The 22,815-nt window shown below is 54.2% G+C and carries 23 protein-coding genes; 17 read left to right on the top strand and 6 right to left on the bottom strand.

Annotated elements, in window-relative coordinates; genetic code table 11:
- Positions 1-140: 140 nt before the first annotated feature.
- The 9 genes from J3482_RS08830 to J3482_RS08790 all read left to right on the top strand — a co-directional run bounded on the left by J3482_RS08830 (position 141) and on the right by J3482_RS08790 (position 10,128).
- Positions 141-2,120, top strand: coding sequence for an acyltransferase family protein (locus tag J3482_RS08830; RefSeq protein WP_206916838.1), 1,980 nt, complete (start codon positions 141-143; stop codon positions 2,118-2,120).
- Positions 2,121-2,691: 571 nt separating this feature from the next.
- Positions 2,692-3,396, top strand: a complete 705-nt coding sequence (locus tag J3482_RS08825) for a L,D-transpeptidase family protein (protein WP_206922286.1) — start codon at positions 2,692-2,694, stop codon at positions 3,394-3,396.
- 250 nt (positions 3,397-3,646) lie between these two features.
- A complete protein-coding gene (locus J3482_RS08820; RefSeq protein WP_146822916.1) occupies positions 3,647-4,117 on the top strand; it encodes a GtrA family protein in 471 nt (156 codons plus the stop codon).
- A gap of 38 nt (positions 4,118-4,155) precedes the next feature.
- Positions 4,156-5,394 carry a cysteine desulfurase-like protein gene (locus J3482_RS08815; RefSeq protein WP_146822918.1) on the top strand — a complete coding sequence of 413 codons (1,239 nt, stop codon included), beginning with the start codon at positions 4,156-4,158 and terminating at the stop codon, positions 5,392-5,394.
- A gap of 243 nt (positions 5,395-5,637) precedes the next feature.
- Positions 5,638-6,279 (top strand): HlyD family secretion protein, encoded by a 642-nt coding sequence (locus tag J3482_RS08810; RefSeq protein WP_146822920.1) that lies wholly within the window; start codon positions 5,638-5,640, stop codon positions 6,277-6,279.
- Between the two features lie 12 nt (positions 6,280-6,291).
- The gene (locus J3482_RS08805; protein WP_146822922.1) at positions 6,292-7,920 is read left to right on the top strand and encodes a DHA2 family efflux MFS transporter permease subunit; all 1,629 of its coding nucleotides are present in this window, start codon (positions 6,292-6,294) and stop codon (positions 7,918-7,920) included.
- Between the two features lie 32 nt (positions 7,921-7,952).
- A complete protein-coding gene (locus tag J3482_RS08800; RefSeq protein ID WP_146822924.1) occupies positions 7,953-8,492 on the top strand; it encodes an NAD(P)H-dependent oxidoreductase in 540 nt (179 codons plus the stop codon).
- 44 nt (positions 8,493-8,536) lie between these two features.
- Positions 8,537-8,956 (top strand): hypothetical protein, encoded by a 420-nt coding sequence (locus J3482_RS08795; RefSeq protein WP_146822926.1) that lies wholly within the window; start codon positions 8,537-8,539, stop codon positions 8,954-8,956.
- Between the two features lie 80 nt (positions 8,957-9,036).
- Complete coding sequence (locus tag J3482_RS08790) at positions 9,037-10,128, top strand: 5'-3' exonuclease (RefSeq protein WP_223204135.1); 1,092 nt, start codon at positions 9,037-9,039, stop codon at positions 10,126-10,128.
- On the opposite strand, the gene J3482_RS08785 is transcribed toward J3482_RS08790, so the two are convergent.
- Positions 10,125-10,637 carry a precorrin-2 dehydrogenase/sirohydrochlorin ferrochelatase family protein gene (locus tag J3482_RS08785; protein WP_146822928.1) on the bottom strand — a complete coding sequence of 171 codons (513 nt, stop codon included), beginning with the start codon at positions 10,635-10,637 and terminating at the stop codon, positions 10,125-10,127. The genes J3482_RS08790 and J3482_RS08785 overlap by 4 nt on opposite strands.
- A 197-nt stretch (positions 10,638-10,834) precedes the next feature.
- Between J3482_RS08785 and J3482_RS08780 the strand changes: the two genes are divergently transcribed.
- From J3482_RS08780 to J3482_RS08765, 4 genes are all read left to right on the top strand, one after another.
- Entirely contained in the window at positions 10,835-11,542 is a 708-nt protein-coding gene (locus J3482_RS08780) for a phosphoadenylyl-sulfate reductase (RefSeq protein ID WP_146822930.1), read from the top strand.
- Positions 11,543-11,608: 66 nt separating this feature from the next.
- Positions 11,609-13,300, top strand: coding sequence for an NADPH-dependent assimilatory sulfite reductase hemoprotein subunit (locus J3482_RS08775; RefSeq protein WP_146822931.1), 1,692 nt, complete (start codon positions 11,609-11,611; stop codon positions 13,298-13,300).
- A 22-nt stretch (positions 13,301-13,322) separates the two neighbouring features.
- On the top strand, positions 13,323-14,759 hold the full coding sequence (cobA, locus tag J3482_RS08770; protein WP_206918359.1) for a uroporphyrinogen-III C-methyltransferase: 1,437 nt from the start codon (positions 13,323-13,325) through the stop codon (positions 14,757-14,759).
- Complete coding sequence (locus J3482_RS08765; RefSeq protein WP_188332233.1) at positions 14,756-15,505, top strand: sirohydrochlorin chelatase; 750 nt, start codon at positions 14,756-14,758, stop codon at positions 15,503-15,505. Before cobA ends, J3482_RS08765 begins: the two co-directional genes overlap by 4 nt.
- Positions 15,506-15,569: 64 nt before the next feature.
- Here J3482_RS08765 and J3482_RS08760 read toward each other — a convergent pair whose 3' ends face one another.
- From J3482_RS08760 to J3482_RS08745, 4 genes are all read right to left on the bottom strand, one after another.
- Entirely contained in the window at positions 15,570-15,854 is a 285-nt protein-coding gene (locus J3482_RS08760; protein ID WP_021295935.1) for a HesB/YadR/YfhF family protein, read from the bottom strand.
- Positions 15,855-16,000: 146 nt separating this feature from the next.
- Complete coding sequence (locus J3482_RS08755) at positions 16,001-16,345, bottom strand: hypothetical protein (protein WP_206918356.1); 345 nt, start codon at positions 16,343-16,345, stop codon at positions 16,001-16,003.
- A gap of 69 nt (positions 16,346-16,414) precedes the next feature.
- Positions 16,415-17,278: a formyltetrahydrofolate deformylase gene (gene purU / locus J3482_RS08750; RefSeq protein ID WP_146822939.1), complete on the bottom strand. Its 864-nt coding sequence runs from the start codon at positions 17,276-17,278 to the stop codon at positions 16,415-16,417.
- A 66-nt stretch (positions 17,279-17,344) separates the two neighbouring features.
- Complete coding sequence (locus tag J3482_RS08745) at positions 17,345-17,776, bottom strand: PaaI family thioesterase (RefSeq protein WP_146822941.1); 432 nt, start codon at positions 17,774-17,776, stop codon at positions 17,345-17,347.
- Positions 17,777-18,014: 238 nt separating this feature from the next.
- On the opposite strand from J3482_RS08745, the gene J3482_RS08740 reads away from it, so the two are divergent.
- Positions 18,015-18,170, top strand: coding sequence for a hypothetical protein (locus J3482_RS08740; protein WP_206918355.1), 156 nt, complete (start codon positions 18,015-18,017; stop codon positions 18,168-18,170).
- A gap of 55 nt (positions 18,171-18,225) precedes the next feature.
- Here J3482_RS08740 and J3482_RS08735 read toward each other — a convergent pair whose 3' ends face one another.
- A complete protein-coding gene (locus J3482_RS08735) occupies positions 18,226-18,741 on the bottom strand; it encodes an NUDIX hydrolase (protein WP_146822943.1) in 516 nt (171 codons plus the stop codon).
- Positions 18,742-18,928: 187 nt separating this feature from the next.
- Between J3482_RS08735 and J3482_RS08730 the strand changes: the two genes are divergently transcribed.
- The 3 genes from J3482_RS08730 to J3482_RS08720 all read left to right on the top strand — a co-directional run bounded on the left by J3482_RS08730 (position 18,929) and on the right by J3482_RS08720 (position 22,749).
- A complete protein-coding gene (locus J3482_RS08730; protein ID WP_146822945.1) occupies positions 18,929-19,822 on the top strand; it encodes an aldo/keto reductase in 894 nt (297 codons plus the stop codon).
- Between the two features lie 187 nt (positions 19,823-20,009).
- Positions 20,010-21,326, top strand: coding sequence for a nucleotide sugar dehydrogenase (locus J3482_RS08725; RefSeq protein WP_188332235.1), 1,317 nt, complete (start codon positions 20,010-20,012; stop codon positions 21,324-21,326).
- 16 nt (positions 21,327-21,342) lie between these two features.
- Complete coding sequence (locus tag J3482_RS08720; protein WP_206918352.1) at positions 21,343-22,749, top strand: glycosyltransferase family 4 protein; 1,407 nt, start codon at positions 21,343-21,345, stop codon at positions 22,747-22,749.
- Positions 22,750-22,815 lie beyond the last annotated feature (66 nt).

Raw genomic sequence — 22,815 nt, 5'->3', positions numbered from 1 at the left:
CTTTGTACATCGCGTTGCCATAGAGATGCACTTGTTGGGAGAGGAGCAGGAGACGATGCAGCAGAATCCGACCGTATCATCCACGATGTCCATTGCTTCACAATTGGCGCACCACCTCACGCGGCGAGGGGGTGAGCGCAATGCCTAAACCCCTGAAGGGAAACAGCCGGTACATGCCGGGACTGGACGGACTACGGGCGTTGGCCGTACTGGCTGTGATTGGCTACCACCTCAATTTGGGATTTGTGCCGGGGGGGCTTTTAGGGGTCGGGGTATTTTTTGTACTGTCCGGGTACCTCATTACCGATTTACTTGTGGCACAGTGGCGAAACCGAGGTCGGTTGAATTTGCGCGATTTTTGGTGGCGGCGTGCGCGCCGCTTACTGCCGGGCATGGTAGTGATGCTCTTGGCGGTGTTGGGATGGGTGACGTTGTTTGATCGGACACAGCTCACAACGGTCCATCAAGACGCATTGGCATCCGTCTTGTATGTGAGCAATTGGTGGTTCATTTTTCACAAGGTCTCCTACTTCGCCAGTTTTGGTCGGCCGTCTCCGCTTGGACATTTGTGGTCATTGGCAGTGGAGGAACAGTTTTACCTCGTCTGGCCGCTTCTGCTCGCGATGGGTCTTGCTTGTCTCAGACGGCGTTGGAGACTGTTAGCCCTGACACTCGTCGTGGCAACTGCGTCGGCTGTTGCGATGGCGGTGATTTATCAGCCGGGTACGGACCCCAGCCGGGTCTATTACGGTACGGATACGCGCGCTTTTGGCCTGCTGATTGGCGCAGCATTGGCACTGGTCTGGCCGAGTGCCAAGCTGACTGCGAAAGTTGGCGTGCTCCGGCGAACCACGTTGGAGTTATCCGGTGCGTTGGCCCTCGCTGTGGTTCTGTATATGATGGTTCGCACAAACGAATATGACCCACTGCTTTACCGCGGGGGACTTGTTTTGCTCTCCGTTGCCAGTGCTGTGGTTGTCGCCGTCCTTGCGCACCCGGCCAGCAGTCTCGGGAAGGTGCTTGGGTGGAGACCGCTGCGCTGGCTTGGTGTCCGATCCTATGGCATTTACCTCTGGCACTATCCGGTCATCGTTCTCACCAGCCCCGCGGTCAATACAGGTGGCGTCAACGTCACCCGGGACGTGCTGCAGGTAGTGGCGAGCATTGGACTTGCGGCGTTGTCGTGGCGCTACCTTGAAGAACCGATTAGACAAGGTGCACTTGCGCGCCTATGGACGGCACTCAAACAGCTTTGGGCAACGCCTGTCTTTCGCTGGAGCGCCGTGACCTCATCGGTCGCCGCGGCGGCTCTATTCACGGTCGGCGTGGCTGAAGCGAGCCCATTTGCCCCTGGCAAGGCAGTCAGCGCTGTAAGCACGTCAGCCGGCACCCCGGTTTCCGACCAAGCGACAACGGGTGCGGAGGCAAAGGATTCGTCTGCGTCGGCGAAGACGACCGGGTTACCGGTGCACTCGGCACCTCAGGCACAACATGCGTCGGACTCCACTGGAACGGACACGGGTTCTGGCACAAACGGCGCAACTGCTTCCGCCAAAACGGGCGCAGGCACCGCTACGACGGGTGCTAGCGGCGCGGGAACAAGTGGCGCTGTGACGTCAGACAATCCGCAGGCGCAGTTAACGCCGATAGGTTCCGGAACCGGTATTACAACGATAGGCGACTCTGTCATGGTGGATGCGACGCCAGATTTGCAAAAATTGCTCCCGGGAATTATTTGCGATGGGCAGATTGGCCGTCAGTTGACGCAGGCAAGTGCGACGGTATCTTCGTTGAAGGCCAACGGGCAGTTGGGGGACCGCATTGTCATCGAACTTGGGACGAACGGGCCATTTACAGCGAATCAACTGACACAATTGCTCCAATCACTGGGGCCTGTGAAGCAGATTGTCCTGGTCAATACACGGGTGCCCCGTCCATGGGAGTCGGTGGTGAACGCGACGTTGGCGCAGGTGGCCAAATCGTTTCCGCACACGACATTGGTGGATTGGTACACGGCAAGCGCAGGGCATTCCGATTACTTTTATCCGGATGGTGTGCACCTGAACCCGACGGGCGCAGAAGCTTATGCGGAACTGCTGGCACACGCCATTGCGCAATGACATTTTGTTGTTGAAGAACGATGTTTACGGAACGGATGCGATTCCTTCTCTCCTTGTAGACTACTGACTACACCATCAACTCTAGGCAATTGCGAAAAAGGCGCTTCCGCCATCGGGAAGCGCTTTTTTCACAACGATTATAGAGGCTTGAGCGATTCAGGCTGTGTAACTCGGCCTGCCGAGAAACAGAAAGTTTTTCACTGTTGAAATCAACCATGGACACACGTTCAGACCTAGTCCGGTGTCTTCTCTTCCTTGAGAAGCTCCCGAACGACTTGCGCTTTGAATGATGTTGTATAGTGTTTTCTCATAGCCATATTGTAGCTTAATCGATCCCGTCTTAGCTGTGGTATTAAGTCAATATGGTGGACACACCAAACCGAGAATGTATGAAAATCCCATTTCGTTTGCTTAGGCTGCAGGTTTGTGTGTCCGTTCGTACGTCGCTTGGTATTGGGCTGGTGTTTTCCGCTCATGACCCTCCGGTTCATTGGACATTCCACAACTCCATCGATGCATGGCTTCGCCCCATAATATGAAGAATACAAAGACCATAAGGGGGGTGATGCGGATGTCTGTAATCAGAATGCACCGCGGTTTTGGGCGACGAGTTTGTCTGTCTTTGTTCGCCTTGGTCGTGGCGGTGATGATGGCGACCGAACCGGTATATGCGGCGGTTTCGAAAACATCGCCATCTGTGGCTGAATCTGAGAACCCGTACACGATTGAGATCGATACAGAGCAGCCAGTGCTAAAACTGTATCGGAACGGTCAACTGTACCGGGCATGGCACGTTGCGCTCGGGAAATCGCAGACGCAAACGCCCGTAGGCGATTGGCAAATTGTCGACAAACAAAAGGACTGGGGCGGTGGATTTGGCACGCGCTGGCTCGGTTTGAATGTGCCTTGGGGAACCTATGGGATTCATGGGACAAATCAACCTACATCGATTGGCCGCTTCGCGAGTCACGGGTGTGTTCGTATGAAGAATCGCGACGTCGAGCAACTGTTTGACATCGTTCCGATTGGTACACGCGTCGTCATTCATGGGAATCCCTTGGCGCATTTGCGGACGCTCGAGTATGGCAACATTGGAGCCGATGTTCGTTTAGTGCAACAGCGTTTGCAGGCAGAGGGATATTATCGCGATGATTGTAAAGGCGTTTTTGACGCGCCCACGCAATTTGCCTTGGTCTACTTCCAAATCACACACGGATTGCCGATGGACGGACAAGTCACGACGGACGACTATCGGGCGTTGCACCTAATCAAATGACGCGCGCGAGTTGAGCGCGAGCGTCGCCCGTGCTTGCCAAGAGGATTGCAAGCGGTACATAATTCGTCTAAATAGAATTTTTGGGTTGCCCGTGTAGCTCGGCACTGTGATACCATGATAGAAATTTCGCACACGCCGGTGCAAAGGATTTCAACGCGTCGTGTGCGCAGGAAGGTTCGATGACAATCCAAGGGCACTACATTTATTGTGAAATCGGGCGGAATCATTGGGTTTCCGCTGTAGAACTGCCATGACGAGATTCCAAATCGCTCGCCTAGTTTCGTTGTTTCGGCAGATTGCCTTGTTTTGTGTGGTTGGGTTTACCAACCTGTTCGTGGATACAGCGGCGTATTATTCCGCATATCACTACGCGCATATGAATTATCTTGCCGCACAACTCATTTCGTATCCGTGCGGCGCAATCAATAGCTATTTTCTCAACCGTCGATTGACCTTTGCCAAACGAGACGCGTTCAACGTGTATGAGATGGTGAAGTTTGGCATGTTGAATGTCCTGTCTATTTTCGGCTCTCTGTTGGCACTGTTTGTAGCAGATCACTCCCTGCATATCTCTTTGTCGTTTAGCAAAGTTGCTGCGAATGGAACGGCGTTGTGTATGAACTACGCAGGCTCCCGATGGTGGGTGTTTCGGAGGAAACGTGTGAAGTTGTTGCCGTTGCCGCCAGAACGCTCGGCGTTGCCGGAAGTTGATAAGGATTAGCATATAGCAAACAGGGATTCCGTGAGGGAGGCTATGGCGTGGCTTTGCAACTGGATGTGGAACGGGTTCGAGCGCAATTCCCAGCCTTAGGGCGTACGTATCGAGGGCAGCAGGTGGTGTACTTCGACGGTCCGGGCGGATCGCAAGTTTGTCAGGCGGCCATTGACGCGGTTTCGCATTATATGTCGTCAGGCGGCGCCAATTTGCATGGCGTATTTCCGACCAGTGTCGAAACAGAGGCGTTGTTGGCGCAAGCCCGGCACAGTGTGGGTTGTCTGCTGAACACCGCTGAGGAAGAAGTGGCGTTTGGGCCGAATATGACCACGTTGACGTTTGCGATTAGCCGCGCGTTGGCACGGGAATGGCAACCTGGTGACGAAATCATTGTCACCGAGTTAGATCACCGAGCGAACGTCGACCCTTGGCGCAGAGCAGCTGAGGATAAGGGCGTCGTCGTCAAGTGGTTAACGGTTCATCCTACGATGTTGACGTTACATGTAGATGAGCTCGACGAACTACTCACGCCCCGAACTCGCCTCGTGGCCGTCGGTTTGGCTTCGAACGCGGTGGGGACGGTGACCGATGTGCGCGCGATTGCTAATAAAGCGCATGCTGTTGGCGCATGGGTGGCTGTGGATGCGGTTCATGCCGCACCGCACATTCCCATCGACAGAGATGCGTTAGGCGCGGATATTCTCTTGTGCTCGGCGTATAAATTTTTTGCACCACATGTAGGCATCGCCGCGATTCGCCGAGATCTCTTTGAAGCCCTCGACGTTTACAAACTAGACCCGGCACCATCGTTCATTCCAGATAAGTTGGAAACAGGTACACAAAATCATGCAGGCATCGCGGGCGTGGGAGCAGCTATCACCTACCTGAGCACGTTGGGGGAAGGGCCAACCCTCCGGGAAAAACTAGTCAGTGCGCTTGAGACAATTGAGGCATATGAGGATACACTGGCCTGGCGGGTGCGGGAAGGCATTCGAGAACTGCCAGGCGTTCATCTGTATGCCGCGCCGCATTCCGTTCGTAAAACGCCTACCATTGCGTTTACCGTGGATGGCGTGTCGTCACGTCAGGTCTGCCGGCGAATGGTCGACGACTACGGCCTGTTTATTGCCGACGGCGACTTCTACGCCACAACACTTGCCCACAAACTCGGTGTTCAGGCCTCTGGCGGATTTGTCCGTGCGGGTCTTGCGCCATACAACACGAACCACGAAGTGGATGCGTTTTTAGACGCGTTGGCGCGCGTTGTGTCGTCGCTCCGCTAAGCTGGTTACATTAGGGACATCGCCTCGGTGTCCCAGACGAAGTCCCCTCTGAACCTGAATTTCATATTCCCCTAAAGATGATTCCCATGAAATTTAGTCAATAAAATATCGCTCGAATAAAATTCCTGACGGTGAAGAACATATCGGGCGTGGCGCCTTGTACCTAATTTGAAGGATGAATGGGCATGATACGGGGAGCAGTTGCGCCGACTGAGATTTCACTTTAGGGGGATTTGGGACGTTATGAACGCTAGACGCATGCTAATCGTGCAGATTGTCGTGATTGTAGTCGTTCTTATCGCGGGCTTCGTGGGTTATTACTACTACAATCAGTCCACCTCATATTTGAAGACCGACGACGCACAAGTCACCGGGCAGCAAATCGTCATTGCGGCTCCGGCAAGCGGAAAATTGACCAGTTGGAACGGGACGGTTGGCACGCAGTTTAACGCAGGTGACACCGTTGGTACGTTAGTGGTACCGGGGGCGCGTGGGACGATGGCGATAACGGATCCACAAAACTCGACTATCGTCCAAAATATGGCCGTGAACAACGAATTTGTATCCGCCGGCACACCCTTGGCATACGCTTACGATTTAAACAACTTGTGGATCACCGCCAATATCAAGGAAACCCAAATCAACGACGTCAAGGTCGGGCAGACGGTGGACGTATACGTTGACGCTTATCCTGGGACGACGTACACCGGTGTGGTCAAACAAGTGGGCCTAGCGACCGCTTCGACGTTTTCGTTGTTGCCAACCGGGAGTTCCGATGCGAACTATACGAAGGTCACACAAGTCATCCCCGTGCAAATCCAAATTCAATCGGGTACAGGCCGTCTAGCGCCCGGCATGAACGCAAGTGTTCGCATCCACAAGTAAGGGGGCGGCGAGATGAATCAGACAGCCACGCCATCTGGGCCGAACGGTTTTGATCCGGCGAACATCCATAAAGCGCCCATCTTAATATCCTTGGTGATTGGAGCATTTGCTGCGATTCTCAACCAAACGTTATTGAACGTCGCGATTCCGAAACTGATGAACGATTTCAATGTCTCCGCGAATACCGTTCAATGGCTAAGCACAGGGTATATGTTGGCAAACGGCATCATCATCCCCCTGACGGCGTTTCTGATGGGAACCTTTACGACGAGGCAACTGTTTCTTGGCGCAATGTCGCTTTTTGGCATCGGTTCTGTTTTTTGCGCGGCTGCACCTGACTTTATGGTCATGATGATTGGACGCGTAATTCAGGCTGCTGGCGCTGGTGTCATGATGCCGTTGATGATGACGGTCATCATGACACTTTATCCTCCCGAGACGCGGGGGCGGGCGATGGGAACCATCGGGATTGCGATGTTCTTTGCACCCGCCGTAGGGCCTACGCTATCAGGATGGATTATCCAGAACTATTCGTGGCGCGTGTTGTTTTATATCGTAATTCCAGTCGCCATTATCGACATTGTGATAGCGGCCATCTTTCTAAAAAACGTGACGCAGCGCACATTTCCGAAGTTTGCTGTGCTGAGTTTCCTCAGTTCGACCATTGGTCTTGGCGCTTTGTTGTACGGGTTTAGTGAAGCAGGGAGCAATGGATGGGGTAGCGCGATTGTGATTGTCAGCCTGATTATCGGCGGGGTGTTCATCATCCTGTTCATTATTCGGGAATTGACCGCACGAACGCCATTGCTCAACCTTCGCGTGTTCAAAGTCGGGGGATTTTCACTGGCGGCGGGGGTGAGTTGCGTCGTCAACATGGCGATGTTTGGGGGGACGCTGCTGACGCCCTTGTACATGCAAAATCTTCGTGGGTACAGTTCACTCGATTCCGGTCTCTTGATGTTGCCGGGTGCGATTTTGATGGGCATCATGTCACCGATTTCCGGGGCGTTGCTCGATAAAATCGGGATTCGGCCGCTGGCCATTGTCGGGCTTCTGATTACGGTAATTACGACCTGGGAATTGGGGCATCTTACCTCCACGACGCCGTTTCGGCACATTGAGTGGGTGTACACATTCCGGATGTTTGGCATGGGCTTTATCGCTATGACTATCATGACCAGTGGTTTGAACTATCTGCCGCGGCAGGTGACGGCACATGGGACGGCGGCGGCGAATACGGTCCGCATGGTGGCTGGTAGTCTGGGAACGTCCCTGTTGACGACCGTTATGACAGATAGGACAAACACGCACTACAACCAGTATATCAATACGGTCACTGCGACGAATCCGCAGTTGGCCAATTCGATGCACACCCTGGTACAGGGGTTCGCTGGGGAACTCGGCGGATCAATACAGACTGCACAGGCGTACGCGACGTATGTCCTGTATGGCCAAACGCAAAAACTGGCTGGGGTTCAGGGGGTGGACGACGCGTATCTGGTTGCTGCCGCACTCGCTTTATTGGCGCTTGTCTTGTCGCTATTCCTGCGGCGAAATAAAAAACTGCAACCTGCGAATGCAAAGCGCGAACCACAACGTGCCCTGCCGGCCCCGGCTGTGGTAGAGACAAGTGAGCGGTAATTGCAGCATTAGACGTGGAGGGGGTACTGGCGATGGAGATTTACGTGGTATATGACAGTGAAGCAGGCCACACCGAGGCTTTGGCCAACGCCATCGCGGAGGGTGCGAAATCCGCTGCCGACGCAAATGTTCACCTGCATCATGTGTCGGAGGCTGATCCTCGAGATCTAGCGGATATGGATGCAATTATTTGGGGCTGTCCGGGCCATTTTGGCACGATTAGTTCCGGATTGAAGGCGTGGATCGACAAACTTGGACCGTTGTGGGCGCGCGGCCAGCTCGTTGGCAAAGTGGGTGCAGCATTTTGCACTACGGCGACAGTTCACGGCGGTATCGAGATGACGTTGTGGAACCTGATTACACCGATGCTGCACAACGGCATGGTGATTGTCGGCCTTCCTGGTAACGTTCCGGAAAATGTACTCTACGGGTCGTATTACGGTGTCGGTGTCACCTGCCCTGTTGAGGTGTCGGAGGATGCGCCGATGAATATGCCAACGGATTCTGATTTGGCTCTAGGTCGCGTTTTGGGGCGACGCGTTGCGGATATCACGCGCAAATTTGTATCGTGAGTCCGTGTTTGGACCCATGAGATGGAGGGAGCGGGGGGAAACTGGTGAAGTATTTTCTCATCTTTGCGGCGGTTGTCATCATACTCGGCGTTATCTTCATTGGCACCAGTATGCGGGCCATCCGGCGTGAGCGAACGGATGAAGCGGGTGACATAGAGGCGGTCGATACGAGTGAGTACGCCGCCGAGCACGCAGTCGTCGATGCAGAGACGACGGCACTGGCGGGGGAAACGAGGGCCTCTTTCGGTACTGAGGATGACGATACGCCTTCTGGAGCTTCACGCGGCCAGGGAGATTTGGCGTATCGGGAGGCCCTGCGCCTGCAGTTACAGGCGCAGGGTGCAGATGGCGCGGACGAGCCGTCAAAGGAGACGGAGGCACAACAGAAACAAGCGCTCAGCGACGACGAGTATCGCAAGGCGTTGCGCGGTGTCATCCATCGCGAGGACGGCGACGGACAATGAGAATGGGGTCCCGCCCCAAAGGGATCCTATTTGTGTTAAAGATCGGCTTGTATGCCCTTCGTGTTACAATGAGGGACAGCATGATTGGACACGAGGTGGGCTACATGAAGCTTGTTTTAATTGATGGGTCGTCACTTTTGACGACCTCGTTTTTTGGTAACGTGCCAAGGGATTATTATCAGCTCAAATCGCAGGAAGAACGGGAAGCGTATCTGCGGAAGAAGGCGTTGTGTACAGAGAGTGGGATTTATACCAATGCGGTATACCCAATGACGCGGATTTTGTTGAACTTGGTGGAGCGTCAGAAGCCAACCCATTTGGCCGTGGCTTGGGATGTGTCACGCAATACGTTTCGGCGCGAATTGTATCCAGATTATAAAGGTCACCGGGAGGATGCGTTGCCGATTCTTGGCCAGCAGTATGGCACGATGCAATCGTTGCTCTCGGCGATGAATATCGCCCAATTCTGGTTTGACGATTACGAGGCGGATGACATCATCGGGACGTTAGCGCGTAAATTTGAAAAGGACATGCCTGTCTACATTTACACCAAAGATCAGGATGCGCTGCAACTTATTTCAGAAGGGACGCGCGTTTGGCTGCTCACCTCAAAGGCAGAGGCGCTGTATAAGAGCCGCGGACTTAACGTCAAGGAACTGGCTGTGCCGGACGGCACGTTCGAGTACACGACCGTGACCTTTGAGGAGGAGTATGGCCTCAAACCTTGGCAGATGGTCGACAAAAAGGCGCTGGAGGGCGATAGCAGCGACAACATTCCAGGCGTCAAAGGCGTTGGGGAGAAAGCGGCTGTGCCGCTGTTGCGCGAGTTTGGGAAAATTGAGGACTTGTATGATTATATTGAGGATATGTGTCCGGAGCACGAGTCTGAGGTCAAACGGCTGTTTAAGGAACTGGGTATTGCCAGGTCTCCGCTTGTCTACTTGACCAAGGAGTCGGACACGGAGCTCGTTGGCAAGCGCGCAGCGGTTTTGAGCAAGGCGCTGGCGACGATTCGGACCGATATCGAAGCTTTGGCAACTGTCGATGCCGCGAGCCTAGAAGTGCGCATTGATTACGCACAGGCCCGCGAGAAGTTTGTCGAGTTGGAGTTCAGCAGTTTGCTGAAGAAACTGCCGACGGTCAAGCCCGATGGGGAGGAACTTGCAGGCTAATCGCCCGCCTGCTGCGGGTCGTCGATTTGGCAACTCGTGAGTAGGTCATAAAACCGGCGACCGCCATCGGCGAGATCTTCCTCGAGCGCTTCGCGTAGGCGTTTGGCGAGTGCAGGGGAATGGCCGGATGTCGAAATCGCAATTTGCACCTTGCCGTGCTGATGTACTGCTGGAACCATGAAGTCGCAAGCCTCTCTATCGTCGGCGACGTTACACCAGATGCCGGACGCCGCAGCGTCACGCGCAACGGAAGCGTTGACGGCGCGATTGTCTGTCGCTGCAAATGCGAGTGTCGCGTGCGCGAGGTCCGTGGGTTGATACGCGCGTGCGAGATGGCGAACGCGCCCGTTTGCAATTAAGCCCTCAAGATTTGGGTGGACGTCAGGACTGATGACCGTCACGTCCGCCTTTGCTTGCAGTAGCTTTTGGACCTTGCGTGTGGCGATGGTACCGCCGCCGACGACGACGCACGCCTTATTCCGAAGGTTTAAAAAAGCCGCGTAGTGCATGGTATCCCTCTTTTATTACGCTCAGTTTGTCGGTTTGAACGAATGAGTGCCAATGTGTGTCTATGATAATGCAGGGGGTCGCGCGGAGTAAAATCACAGTAAACCGCTTAGAGTTATTTGACTTTTTCAGGGCCTCGTATTATAGTCGAGAGAAGATTAATTCCGAACATATCTATCGGATTATGAGGTGAACTTTCATGGCGACGGCGGTAACGGAACACGAGTGGATTGAGCAACTTGCCGAAGAGTTCGAAAATGCAACGCCAGAAGAGATTATTACGGAAGCATTGCGTCGCGTTTCTAATATTACATTTGCTTGTAGTTTTGGGGCCGAAGACATGGTTCTGCTCGACATGCTTATGAAAATTAACCCTGAGGCGAACGTATTCTACTTAGACACCAACGTTTTATTTCAGGAAACGTATGATTTGCGGGATAGGGCGATTGCTAAGTACGGAATCCCGAATCTTCGTCAGGTGTTGCCCAAACTGACGCTGGCTGAACAGGCGGAAAAGCATGGTGACGAATTGTGGAAGCGTGACCCGAATGCTTGCTGCGCAATCCGCAAGGTCGAGCCTCTGACACAAGTATTGACGGAATACGACGGCTGGATTACGGGAATTCGCCGTGAACAGGCGCCGACGCGGGCGAATGCCAAGGTCTTCGAGTGGGATGCTAAGTTTGGGCTCGTGAAAGTGAACCCATTGGTTCGCTGGACGGAAGGCCAAGTTTGGCGCTATATCAAACAGAATGACGTGCCGTATAACCCGTTACATGACCAAAATTATCCAAGTATTGGCTGCTTACATTGCACGCGTCCGGTGAATCCGGGTGAAGATCCACGCAGTGGTCGTTGGGCGGGCTTTAACAAGACGGAATGTGGTTTACACCCAAGCGAACAGTAAGATGGATTCCAGCGTCAGGCAGGCGCGCGAACATAGAGAGTGGATTGAATCGGTGAGGTGAGTTGATTGGAGAAGGAGAAAAAATTGTCTAAGGTGGAGACAATTAAGCAGGAGAGCCGATTTCTCCGCGGTACGATTGCGGAGGCGCTCCAGGAAGATTCGACCCACTTTTCCGAGGAAAACGTTCAGGTGCTCAAGTTCCACGGGATGTATCAGCAGGATGACCGCGACTTGCGCCGTCAATTGAAGCAAGAAGGTAAGGAACGGGCCTACTCGATGATGATTCGGGCGCGAATTCCCGGTGGTATTTTGAGCGCTGAACAGTACCTCCAGTTCGACAAGTTGTCGGAGCAGTACGGCAATCAGACCATGCGGATTACGACGCGGCAGACGTTCCAGTTGCACGGGATTTTGAAGAAAAATATCAAGGCGACGCTAAGAGCCATCAATGACGTACTTATCACTACGCTTGGCGGTTGTGGGGACCAGGTTCGCAATATCGTCTCCTGTGCGGCGCCTCACGAAGGTCCATTCTACGATAAAGTTCGTGCGGATTTGTTGGCTTTGGTCGATGCTGTGTCCGCGAAGACAAACGCATATCACGAGATTTGGCTGGACGGCGAAAAGGTCGAGTTTTCCGAAGGTCAGACTGAAGAACCGTTGTACGGTGAGACCTATCTTCCGCGCAAGTTTAAGATTGCCTTTGCCTATGAAGGGGATAACTGTGCGGACATCTTTTCCAATGATATCGCCATTGTCGCCCACCGCGACGGTGACGATGTAGTCGGTTATACTCTTGCCATCGGTGGCGGTATGGGACGCACGGCGGCTGACAAGAACACGCGGCCATTTTTGGCGCAGCCGTTCTGCTTTGTCAATCCGTCACAGCTCATCGATGTTTGTAAGGCCATCATCACGATTCAACGCGATTATGGCAACCGCTACGAGCGCAAGTTTGCCCGGATGAAATATCTTGTCGCAGAACGTGGACTCGACTGGTTCCGCGAAGAGACACAAGCGCGGTTAGGCTATGATTTGACACCACCGCGTGACATTGTCTGGACGTCGTCGCACGACCACCTCGGGCGGATTGAGGGGCGCGGCGGTAAAATGCACTTGGGGCTGTTCATTGAGAATGGTCGAATCAAGGACACAGAGACGGTGAAACTGAAATCTGTGCTACGTGAGATTATGGAAACTTATCAGCCGACGGTTCGGCTGACGACGCAGCAAAACATGATTCTCTGTGATTTGACCGCAGAGCAGGTGGATGAAATTGAAGCAAAGTTGCACGCAGCTGGCGTGCTCTTGGCGGACGAATATCGCCCTGTGGTGAGCTACTCCATGGCGTGTGTCTCTATGCCGACTTGTGGGCTTGGGATTGCGGAATCGGAACGCGTCATGCCGCAGATTATTCGCGATTTCGAGCGCGCACTCAAGGATTTGGGGCTGCAGGATGACCCGATTATCATCCGGATGACCGGTTGTGCCAATGGTTGTGCGCGTCCCTACATCGCGGAGATTGGCTTTGTGGGTCGGACGATTGGCAAGTACGACGTGTTTCTTGGCGCCAATATTGCAGGAACGCGGTTGAATCAATTATTCAAAGAGCAGGTTCCGGCAGAGGAATTGGTCTCGACGCTGTATCCTGTTCTCCGGGCGTACCGAGATGAACGCCAGGACGGCGAAGGTTTTGGCGACTATTGTGTTCGGGTGGGACTCGACAAGTTACAAGCGCGGCTTGTGACTGTATCGTAAGATATTGTAAGGAGGCTGCTGCATGGCAAGAGGGCTGGTATATCTCGTCGGAGCTGGCCCTGGCGCGCCTGGGCTCCTCACGGTGAAAGGGCGGCGCGTCTTGGAGACGGTCGACGCGATTGTGTATGACCGGCTCGCGTCGCCACGGCTTCTTGGTTATGCAAAGCCTGATGTAGAACTGCACTATGTCGGCAAAGAAGCCGGCGACCACGCAATGTCTCAACAAGACATTGAACAACTCCTCATTTCTTTGGCGCGTGCTGGACGGATTGTCGCCCGTTTAAAGGGCGGCGACCCGTTCGTGTTTGGCCGTGGAGGTGAAGAAGCGGCAGCATTGACGGAGGCGGGGATTCCGTTCGAAGTTGTGCCGGGCATCACCTCTGCGGTCGGCGTTCCAGCGTATGCCGGCATTCCTGTGACGTATCGCAAGTTATCACCCTCATTTACTGTTGTGGCCGGACACCGGATGACCTCTGAAGATGAAGTGGATTGGCACGCATATGCGCAATTGTCGAGTACGCTCGTGATTTTGATGGGTGTGCGGCAATTGCACAAAATTGTCGACGGGCTGCGGGGCGCTGGTCTGTCTGGAGAGACCCCGGTGGCGTTGATTCGCTGGGGGACGCGTGCAGCTCAACGGACGTTGGTCGGATCACTAGAAGACATCGTCTCGAAGGTGGCGGCGGCGAAGTTCGAATCCCCTGCTATCATTGTTGTCGGGGACGTCGTTTCAAAACGCAGTGACTTGTCGTGGTTTGAGTCTTTGCCACTGGCTGGGCGGCGGATTTTTGTCACGGCGGGCACTACGGATGAAGTGATGCGAATGGCGGAGGCGGTGGAATCGTTGGGGGCTGAAACGTTTGCCCTCAGTGCCGAAATGTTGGCCGTGCAAGGCGACGGTGTTCATACACGTCTGCGTACCATGTTGGCAGCCAGTAGCGCAGGCATGTACTTTACGACGACGTTGGGCGTGAAGATTTGGTTTTCCCAGTTGAAAAATTTGGGTGTGGATGTACGCCAGATGACGAACCTGCGCATCGCGGCTGACAGTTTGGCTGTTGCGAGACATTTGGAGCAATACGGCGTTTTTGCTGACGGAATCGGACCGTGTGTGTGGTCGGACTCGACGGTTCGTCCGTGGTTTGTTGAGGCATCTCCGGGTGTGGAAGGCCAAAGCCTTCCGCATCTATCTCAAGAGGTCCACTTGTATTCGCTTGATCTGACGCGTTCGTGGCTAGATGTAGCGCGTATGTGGTTAGAGGATGGGGTAGATGCGGTATGGTCTACGAGTCGACCATCGTGGGGAACGTCATTGTTTTCGCTCGATGACTTCTGGACTGATAAGGCAGTACACGCGTTTGAGTCGGCCGGAGCCGAGGATGATTGGGATGTCTGTGCGCAAATGCAAAAGACGTTCTGGCGCGAAGACGTCGCGGATGCGGTGGTGGTTCGCGGGTGACTAGAGCTTTATTGTTCATCGGCCACGGGACGCGGAGGCAGCACGGCGTTGACGAGTTCAGACGGTTTGTTTCTGCGGTCGAGGAACGAGTTGGCGTACCCGTTCGCGCTGCACACGCGTTTCTTGAATTGCAAGATCCCGATATTGTCGCAGGCGTCACTTCTCTTACGGCAGAGGGCGTTCGTCAGATTGTGTGTATTCCGCTTTTTTTGTTTTCTGCAGGGCATATGTTGCACGATATTCCAAAGCAATTAGAAGCTGCGCAGAACATGTATCCATCGCTTCAACTGACTCTGTCACAAGCTTATGGGACAGAACCCCTACTTCTCGAGGCGCTGGTTCAGCGGATTCGCGAAACAAAGATTTGTTTGACGGATGAATCCGTTGGTTTGCTTTTGCTTGGACGTGGCAATCGGGATGAAAATGCACAGGCGGCGTTTGCTGGCGTGGCGCATCAATTGGCAAAGGTGTTCGGGAAGGAACCGTTTGTTGGATACCTGGCTGGAACGGGCCGGCAATTAGAAGATACATTGACGGAGATGGCACAAGCGGGGTATCAAACGGTTGTCCTTGCACCGTTTTTGTGGTTTAGTGGTTGGTTGACGGATACACTGCCGCGTCGCGTGAAGGATTGGCAGGAGCAGACAGGGTACACACAAATAAACGTTCGAATTGCGGGCCATCTTGGATTGCACCCAGCTGTTGTGGCATGTGTTGCAAAGCGGATACGGGGCTATTTGACGTAAATGTGGCGCAGTGCGAAGGTGTCGCGCCACATTTACACATTGGAGTGGTCGTACGAGTCGTCATTCATTGGACATCAAACATGAGTTCGTCTGTGTGGGGGTCGTACCGAACGAAGACGTCGCCACCGTTAAAGTACCAGGCGTCTTGTTCTTTGATGAAAATTTGAATCCCATCCAGTTCGACAGCCGATGCCACCTCGGACGGACGTTCAACCGACAAGGTCAATGCGAATCCTGGTTGTACGGTGGAATCTCCGTATCTTGTCATAATGCGAATTGCGTCGCCAGTCGTGAGACCGAACTCTTCTTTTAGCCACTTTGTAGCGGAATCGTCGACGTGAATGTCCATGCGAAGACCTCCTCGGCTATGAATGAGACATTTGTCGCTGTCAACGATAGCACAATCGAGTCTCTCATGCACGAACTTTTTGATTGAATATTCGAATTATTTGTGTCGAGACTACAGGCGGTGGCGTGACACCACCGCCCTTGCTTTTACCAGTAATATGGATACCCGTAGCCATAGCCATAGCCGTAACCGTAAGGGCGTGCAGCGAGTGCACCGAGTGTCAATCCGGTCAACGCACCGAAGCCGAAAAAGGCAGCAGGTGCATACACTTGTGTCATTTTGGTGTTGTTTTGCCCGCCAACAAGCGTGCTGAAGTCAGTGTCGTCGGCATTTGCGGACACACCGGCGTAGCCATCCGTGCGAATCAGGTAAATTCCGTCTGGCGTAACGCTTTGCAAATAGCCAGGATAAATTCGTCCGTTCATATGGTATACATGGACGTGTCTGCCCACCAAACGTCGTGCAACAGGGTACAAGGGATGGTGTGCCATGTTGCTTTCCCTCCTTTCATTCTCTATACCGTATGAGTACAGAGGGAGGGCTGAACGGGCGAATGCCCCTCAGGCAAAGACAATTGTCTTGTTTTCGTGCACAATCACTTTGTCTTCGAGATGCCACTTTACCGCGCGGGCGAGTACAGCCCGTTCGACCTGGCGACCGGCGATGCGCAGCGCGTGAGCGTCATAGCGATGGTCTACGCGGGTGACGTCTTGTTCGATAATCGGTCCTTCATCGAGGTCTTCTGTGACGTAATGCGCGGTGGCGCCAATCAGTTTCACACCGCGGTTGTACGCGCGACCATAGGGATTTCGCCCGATGAAGGCCGGCAGAAAAGAATGGTGAATATTCATGATGCGATTTGGGTAGTGTGCCAAAAACGACGGGGACAGGATTTGCATATAACGCGCCAACACTGCGATATCAATTTGTGCGTCGCGTAAAAGCGCCAGTTGTATTGCTTCGGCTTCCGCCTTGTTCTCTGCGTTTACGGGCACGTGGTGGAATGGCAGGCCTAAGGACTCGACCAAATTTCGGGCATCGTCGTGGTTGCTAATAACCAGTGCGATATCTGTGTTGAGTTGCCCGCTTTGCCACTCCCACAGGAGTTCTTGGAGGCAATGGAGTTCCTTGGAGACGAAAATGGCCATCCGTTTGCGCTGGCGCGCTGGCGCGTACTGCCAGGACATGTGAAACTCTGTTGCCAAGGCCGAAAAAGCGTTGCACAGAGATTGTTCGCGGGCTTCGAGGCCGTCCAGATGAAACTCGATTCGCATAAATAGCGTGCCGCCGGCAGCGTCTGTCGAATATTGGTCGGATGCAGTGATATTGGCGCCTTGTTCATACAAAAATTGTGCGACGGCGGCGACGATACCTTGTCGGTCAGGACACGCGATAAGCAAGCGTCCGCGGTTCTCCTCGAGCATGATGATTCCTCCACACCTATCTATATTAGATCAGACGATAGCCAACTTGGCTCCTTTGGTCAATCGTCATTCGCGGCCAATCGGCGCTTCAATGCCCATTTTCGCTTGTTGTTCAGGTGAGAGGACAATCATTTTGGCATTCGACGTCGCCTTTACTTCTCCCTCGGAGTTGACCATACGCGCTTCTACGTAGAGTAGCCGCTTGGTCACTTTTGATGGATGAGCCTCAATATGAACCGTTTCGCCCACTTGGACTGGCGCTTTGAACGAGATATTCAATTCTGCCGTCACGGTGACGAGTCCCATATTTAACGGGACGTACGCTGAGGCCTCATCGAGCAGCGAACTGGTGATGCCGCCATGTTGTACATTCGGCCACCCGATATGTCTTTCCTCACAGTGAAATGTCGCGTGTACCGCGTCACCATCTTGGTGAAACTTGATGTTTAAACCATGGGGATTTTTATCCCCGCACACAAAACAATAGTCAAATCCCATTATCCTAACCACCTTCTGAGCCGATATCTACCTCCCTATTATGAGGATGTTGCCTGATGTTCTCAAATCTAGCGGCAGATAGGTCACAAATAGGTAATCTGTCAACCGAAGTTCGTCAATTCCGGTGAGGTCGGCGGGAATCCTTTATTTTTTGCGTTTGTAACCAGGGAACGGGTTCTCCGTCTATTTGAATGACCATTGTGAAAATCCCCAACAGCAACGGAAAGGGTGTGAAAAGGTGAAATCGGTGAACGTTGAGGAACAAGTAAAGGAACAGTTATCCCCATTTGCAAAAGTGAAACTAAATCCGGGGGCGTTGGTGCAGTCCTCTGACTTTCAGAAATCAAAACTTCTCAAGACTATCGATGGTGGTCATACATGGCAGGCACAATAAATGCAGATGGTACGCCCGCATCCATGTGGATGCGGGTATCTCCTGCGTGCCATCGTCACCATGGGTCGGACAGTGGCTCATGACGATGCAGAAATCGCTGTGCCACCTCCGCGGTGAAGTCGAAGCGGTGGATCAGCGGTGGTTCGTCGGACAGGGCATGCGGTAAGAACGCGGGCAGTAATTCGGCGACGCCACGGTTGTCCTTGTGAAGAACCCAACGGAGTGGCTTGAAATCGAGGATGCCTTCACTACAGGCAACTGGCGTGTTGTAGCGGTGTCCCTCGGGAAGGTTTACCGTGTAGAGGTACATACCGCCTCGTGCGCCATTGAACAGCGTCCAGGCGACAACGCCTCTGTAGTGAAAGTCTGACAGCGAAAACTCGAGTTGCGCTTCTTCCATGACTTCCCGCTGCACGGCTTGTGTGGGGGATTCACCAGGTTCAATCTTGCCGCCGAGCCCGTTCCAAATGCCCATATTCGGGGATTTCAAGCGATTGAGTAAGAGCAGTTCGTCATCCCGTCGGATGATGCAAAGTGTATAAGGCAAAGGCCAATCTAATCTGTGCCGCATGTGCCCCTCCCGCTGCAAAACATCGTCTTTCTACCTTGTTTCGCTCATTTTGTGTATGTCGTTTGACGTCTATATAGTTTGACTTCTATGGTAGTAGTTTGACCTCGGCTCTGGTGTTTCCTTCCGGCCTGCTGGCATAATAGAAGATGATTGAAATATCGAATCCATTCGGATGGAGTGTGAAGGCATGGAGTATCGCGCTTTTGGTCAGACCGATATGAAGGTGAGCGCGTTAGGTTTTGGTGGCGCTGAGATTGGTCAGCAGGTCGATGCCCGCCAAGTGGACGCGCTTCTGGGCAGCGCTTTGGACGCAGGACTCAACTTAATTGATACGGCGGCGTGTTATGGCCGTAGCGAAGAGTTGATTGGACAAGCCGTTTCCCATCGCCGCAACGATTTCTATCTGTTTAGTAAGTGCGGCCACGCAAGCGGATTGTCCACGCCTGATTGGGATGTGCAAACGCTGCGCGATAGTATTGATAGGAGCCTAAAGCGGCTCAAGACAGACTATCTTGACCTGATTCAGCTCCATAGTTGCAGTCTTGAAACGCTTCAACAGGGAGTGGTGATTGAGGTGTTGCAACAAGCGCGCGATGCCGGCAAGGTGCGTTATCTTGGCTATAGCGGGGATAACGAAGCCGCCTTGTACGCCGTGGAAAGCGGTGCATTTGACAGTCTGCAAACGTCCGTCAACGTGGCAGATCAGTCCGTGATTGACCGCATCCTGCCAGCAGCGCAAGCGCGGGGCATGGGCATTATCGCGAAGCGGCCGATTGCCAATGTCGCGTGGCAGTATGCCGAGACGCCCGACAACGCCTACTATGTGACGTATTGGCAACGATTAAAGGCGCTCCAGTACGATTTCACGCGGCGCCCGACGACAGAGGCCGTGTCCGTCGCATTGCGGTTCACCCTGTCAGTACCCGGCGTCACCACGGCTATCGTCGGCACGACGAACCCGGGACGCTGGCAACAAAATGCCGACCTCGCCAACCAAGGCCCACTGGATGCTACTGAGTATGATGCCATCCGCAACCGCTGGCACGAGGTCGCGAAGCCCGACTGGGTAGGCCAGACCTGATGCGGTAGGTGGCGGGCGGAAGGCCCGTGGAGGGCTGGGATGGAGCGGATCCGCCCGCCGTCCCCGTGCCCTTCTCCTCTCCCAATCAAATCTTTACATTCTTCTTGAACACTTAATCTGGAATTCATATCGCCTCTACATTGACTTCTTACACTATGTGTAAAGAAGACTTTGTGGAGGAATGGCAATGCGCGAATCCATTGGCGTCATCGGATTGGGTTATATCGGGCTACCGCTGTCTATGTGTTTGTGTGAGCGCGGGTTCCGGGTGGTTGGCATCGATACGGATTCCGACAAGGTGAGGCGGATTGAGGCAGGTGAGACGGACGTCCAAGAAGACTATCGGGGCGAGACGTTGCAGCAACGTTTACAGCGGCATTTGGCTGCAGGCCATTTCATCGTGTCGAGCAGGACGGCGGTTGCTGCGTGGGAGGCGACGACGTATCTTGTGACGGTCGGCGTTCCTGTCCATCCGGATACGAAGGCGCTTAGTGATGAGCCACTCAGGATGGCTATGGAGAATCTTGGCCGAGTGCTGAAGCCACATGATGTCGTCGTCATTCGGAGCACTGTGGTGCCGGGGACGGTCGAGTCTCGCTACGTGCCGATTCTCGAGGAGACCAGTCGGATGGTGGCGGGCGTGGACTTTCATGTGGCGTATGCCGCAGAGCGTGTCGCCGAAGGGCGCGCAATGGAGGAGTTTCAAACGCTCGATATCGTCGTTGGCGGGTTGACGGACAAATGTGCGGCGCTGGCGGCGCAGACGTTGCAAAAGTTGACCGATGGGCAGATTCACATCACCGATTTGCGCATTGCACAATTGTCGAAGGTGATTGAGAATGCGCAGCGCGATGTCAACTTGGCGATGGTTCAGGAGTTGCAGGCTGTGGCCAAGGCACATCGGGTAAACTTGTTCGAACTCATTCAAATGGTCAATACGCATCCGCGGGTGCAGATGTTGTTGCCAAGTGTCGGCGTGGGTGGATATTGCATTCCGAACGCCTACCACTATCTCTCGGCATCGCTCGATGACACGACGGGTGTGGATTTGCCGCTGTTTCGCACGGCGCGGGAGACCAACGAAGGTGCGCCGCAACGTATCGCGCGAGATGTGGCGCAGTCGCTCGCAGACCGAGGTCGGTCCATGAAGGACGCGGTCGTGGTTGTGCTCGGGTTGGGGATGAAGGACGGATCGAACGATATTCGGCAGTCCCCAGCTATCGCGTGTGCAAAAGCATTTCAGTCGCTGGGCGCCGTGGTTCGCGCGTATGACCCGACGGTCGCACCTTTACTGCCGTATCAATTCGCAAGCGTTGAAGACTGCCTCCGCGGGGCTGACGCCATCGTCGTGGGTGCTTGGCAGCCAGCGTTTGACCAGCTCGACTGGGGACGGCTGTTTGGGCTCGTCAATCCGACGGCGCCGGTGATTCTGGTTGATCCGCGTGGTCGCCTCGAAGCGCGCGTCTTACATCTACCGCATACGACCATTTTACAGCGGGCCTAGACAGGAGGAGGGCGCGGTGGACAGCGAGAAACGGGTTCTGATTGTAGCCTATCTGTTTCCGCCAATCGGTGGGATTGGTGTGCAGCGTGCGCTGAAATTCGCTAAGTACTTGGGGGATCATGGTTGGAAGCCCATCGTCCTCACCACCAGCGAAGCGGTGTCGGCCACGATGGACGAGGCGCTGATGGCTGAGATTCCAGATGATGTCGAGGTTGTGCGGGTGCGGGATCCGATTGCGAAGTGGATGAGACGGATGATGCCTCGCACGCAGGCGTCGCACGCGACGACGAGCGACGGCGCAACGATGGCAACCGGGCGAACCTCCCGCCTCAAACGTTGGTTAAAGCGGTTGAAGGACAAGGTGCTGATGCCTGATGAGCAAGTCGTATGGGCACTGCGCGCGGCGCTCGTTGGGACGCATCTCATTCGCCAGCGTAACATCGCGTGCATTTTTACGACATCTTCTCCCGTGAGTGCGCACCTTACTGGATGGCTGCTCAAGCGCTGGACGCGCGTGCCGTGGATTGCTGACTTTCGCGATCCGTGGACGGACAACATGCACTTTTACGGCAGCGGCCGACGTGCACGTTTGGAAGGGAGAATGGAGCGGTGGGTGATGCGTGATGCCAGCGCAATCACCACGGTGACAGATGGCTTTGCATTGCGGTTTTCGCAAAAGTATCCGTATCTCTCTGATAAACTGACCGTGATTCGCAACGGGGTAGATCCGGCTGATTTTGGGCCGATTCAGGCGGCGCCTTCACCGGGGGTCTTTACGATGTTATACGCGGGCATTCTCTACCCCAAGCGCTCTCCAGAGGTGTTCTTAAAGGCTGTGAGTCAAGCTATCCGATCCGGCCGCATTCATCCGGATCAGATTCGCATTGAGTTTGCGGGGGTGTTTGACTATCCCGGCAAAGCATCGAATCGCGACCTTGTCGAACGCCTGCATCTCGACAAGGTCGTACGCGTGTTAGGTTACTTGAGTCACGACGCAGTCGCCCGGCGAATGGCAAACGCGCATTGTCTGCTCCTCATTGGCGACCAGGATTCGACTGCGAGCATGTATATCCCGGGTAAGTTGTACGAGTACCTGTACACGCGCCGACCAATCTTCGCGTTGCTGCACCAGGGGGAAGCGTCGAGCTTGATTGAGCATTATCAAGCGGGTGTCGTCGTTTCACCGCAGAACGTCCGGGACGTCGAAGACGCATTGGTGGATATGGTTGCGCATTTTCGGACGTACGGGCCGATATCTGGCAATCAGCCGCTACCTGTCGCGCTGACTCGCCCATTTCAAGCCGGCCAGTTGGCTGACGTGATGGAAGAATTGACGCGCGCAGCGCATCCGTGGACGATTGTGGGCAGGGTGCCGCGTACGCGGGACTCGCAGCAGGCGGGCACGGCGACAGGCGGCCAATAACCGCCGGTAACGGCGGTTATTAACGGGAAGCGTCGACAATCAAATGGGGAACGGAACGGATACGAA

Source organism: Alicyclobacillus suci (genome assembly GCF_017329615.1).
GTDB lineage: Bacteria > Bacillota > Bacilli > Alicyclobacillales > Alicyclobacillaceae > Alicyclobacillus > Alicyclobacillus suci.
The sequence above is the reverse complement of the archived record's forward strand: the minus strand, read 5'-3'. Positions and strand labels throughout refer to the sequence as shown.